Origin of the sequence: Streptomyces sp. SID3343 (assembly GCF_009865215.1) — a bacterium.
Classification (GTDB): Bacteria; Actinomycetota; Actinomycetes; order Streptomycetales; family Streptomycetaceae; genus Embleya.
In genome coordinates, this window is sequence record NZ_WWJX01001393.1 from 1 (window position 1) to 2,638 (window position 2,638).

Annotated in this window: 3 protein-coding genes; 2 read left to right on the forward strand and 1 reads right to left on the reverse strand. The window is 72.1% G+C overall.

What is annotated here, in order from left to right; genetic code table 11:
• A partial coding sequence (locus tag GT354_RS44365; RefSeq protein WP_161362889.1) for a hypothetical protein occupies positions 1 to 996 on the reverse strand: 996 nt, incomplete at its 3' end.
• A 510-nt stretch (positions 997 to 1,506) separates the two neighbouring features.
• On the opposite strand from GT354_RS44365, the gene GT354_RS44370 reads away from it, so the two are divergent.
• Entirely contained in the window at positions 1,507 to 1,701 is a 195-nt protein-coding gene (locus tag GT354_RS44370; RefSeq protein WP_161362891.1) for a DUF1059 domain-containing protein, read from the forward strand.
• 502 nt (positions 1,702 to 2,203) lie between these two features.
• On the forward strand, positions 2,204 to 2,587 hold the full coding sequence (locus GT354_RS44375) for a transposase (protein WP_161362893.1): 384 nt from the start codon (positions 2,204 to 2,206) through the stop codon (positions 2,585 to 2,587).
• Positions 2,588 to 2,638 lie beyond the last annotated feature (51 nt).

The following is a 2,638-nucleotide window of genomic DNA, read 5'->3' on the forward strand; positions in this document are numbered from 1 at the left end:
CGCGACCTCGGCGGCCTCGGCCTGGGCGGCGGTACGGCCCGCGCGGATGCCGTCCGGGCCGTAGTCGGCCTCGTCGAGGTGGGCGTTCCACACCCGTACGGCCCGAACTCCGGGCGCGCGTACGGTGACCGCGACCGCGGGCAGGTCGGGGCCGGCGGGCCGGGGGTCGGTGAGGGGGTGGCGGCTGAGCACCGCGAGCCCGGCCGGGTCCTCGAAGACCGCCCAGCCCAGCGCGTCGGCGAGGGCCTTGCCGAGCGTGCCGCCGGTGTCGGAGAGCGCGATCACGTCGAGGTTCTGCGTCACCACGAGCCGCACCAACTTGGTCACGACGCCGTCGACGTGCGTGCCGGCGTCCCACAGGTCGAGCACGGCGGTCTTGAGCGGGGCGCGGCGGGCCTTGCGCAGGACGGGCACCTGTACGGTGACCCGCGACGTACTGCCGGTGGCGGTGTCGCGGCCCTCGACGGTGAGCACGCCGGGTGCGCGGACGCCGCCGCGCGGCATCCGCGCGGTGACGGTGCCGTCGGCGGCGACGGAGAGCCACGCGTCGCCGCCGAGCGAGCGGAAGGTGACGCCCTGCCCGGACTGGGCCCCACTCGCGGCGGTCCACAGGCCCGCGACACGTACGGTCGCGGTGGTGCCGGTCCGGATCTCGGCGGTGGTGACGGTGTCGACGGCGAAGCGCGGGCGTGGCACGGCGGGGCGCTCGCGGAAGGTGAACGGGCCCGCCTGGGCGAGGATCGCGTAGCCGTCCTTGGCGAGCAGGTAGGCGGTGTAGGGGCCGCCGGTCAGGGACTGGCTGTCGATGACCACCTCGCCTTCGGTGGTGGTGACGTACTTCCAGGCGAGCGAGGAACCCACCCCCGGCTTGCGGTCGCCGTCGTAGATGCCGACCCAGTTCTTCGCGTGCGGCGCGTCGGTCGTGAAGCGAAACGTGAGCCGGTCGCCCTCCTGCGGTGTGGTGGGCCGGACGAGGACGAGCGAACTGCCTGCCATGGCGTCGATTCCTTTCGGGGCGAAACGGCGGAACGGCGGAACGGTGAAGGAGGAACGGTGTCGCGGGGTGGAGTACGGCCCCGATGGGTGGGCGTGCGGCATCCCCGAAGGAGCGGGGAAAGTTGGCTATACAACTTGCGCCAGTAGACCGGCGGCCGGTGGCCGGAACATGAACTCCCGTACGCCGGCGGGCGGGCGTTACGGGAAGACCCGGAATACCGAGCGCCCACGCGGGTCCGACCCGGGACCCACGCCTTGCGATTCACCGGCTTCGTCGCCAAACAGCGGAGAGGGCAAGGCAGTTCGCGACCCGGCGACAAACGTCACAAACCGCCGCCCGTCACCGACAACACCCGAGTCGTCTCGTCGGGCTCTCACCTGCGACAGAGGACGGCCGACTCGCTGACATCGAGGGGCAACAGGAATAAAATGGATATCCGGCTTGGCGTTTCGCACGACACGCGCCAGGCCCACCCCTCGGGGGCCGCCGAGTCCGGAAGGACCGTCGCCATGCGTAAGGTCGCCGATTGCCGGGACATGCCGAGCGAGTCCGGGTGCACGCTCACCATCGCCGGCTCCGAGGACGAGGTCGTCGTGGCCGCCGCGCAACACGCGCAGGCCGTCCACGGGCACACCGACACACCGGAGTTCCGCGAACAACTGCGCACAATGCTCAAGGACGAGGAACCAGCGAACGCACACTGACCAACCCCATCGACCGACAGCTTCGACCGACCCGGCAGGTGGTTCGGTCGTCGCAGTCGGCTGTCCGGTCGCACCGATCAACGGCGCCCGTCCCGTCGGCGGACCGCCGACGCACGACGTGCCGCAGCGCCGGACGCGGCAGCGGCGACCGTCCCGGGGGCCGGCCCGACAGTCGGCGTCGGCGTACACGCGCGGAGAACGGGCTCGGCGCGCGCCCGCCGACCCCCGCTGCGGTCGGATCCGGGTGTCGTGCGTGCGTCCGGCGGCGACGGGCGCGGGCCAAGTCCCCGGCCCGGTCGGACCGTGAGCGCCCGATTTGCTCGTGTGGCGGCGCGGACTTCACCCACTCGTGGTCCCGGTCGAACAGGCCCTTGGTCGCACGCAAGGGGACCCGCAAAGCGGGCAACACAGCACCCGTGTCCTCGGTTTCCGAAGTTCCGCGCGGGAGCCGTGACCGGAAAGCGAGTGCGTCGTTTGGTGTTGTGTGGGCTATATGGGTGGTTTGACGGATGATCAGTGGGCATTGGTCGAGCCGCTGTTGCCCGACCGCACACCCCGGCGGGGCGGGCGGTGGCGCGACCATCGGCCGATCATCGACGCGGTCGCCTACAAGTACGCGAGCAACTCACCGTGGCGGGAGGTGCCCGAGCACTTCGGGCCGTGGCAGACGGTGTTCTACCGCTACACCGTGTGGGCCCGGGACGGCACCTGGTACCGCATGCTCGCCACCCTCAGGTCACACACCCACACGGCGCACGACCTCGAATGGCTGATCCGCCTCGACGCCACCCTCGTCGCCACCCGCCGCCACGCGGCACTCACCGGCAAGACCCCACGCACGCGGGCGCAGCGGCCGCCGCGAGGTCGCGCCACGCCCCCGGCCTGAGACGCCGGCGCCGCCGGTCGAATCGGTGTCGCCTGCGCCGGCGATCCGCGT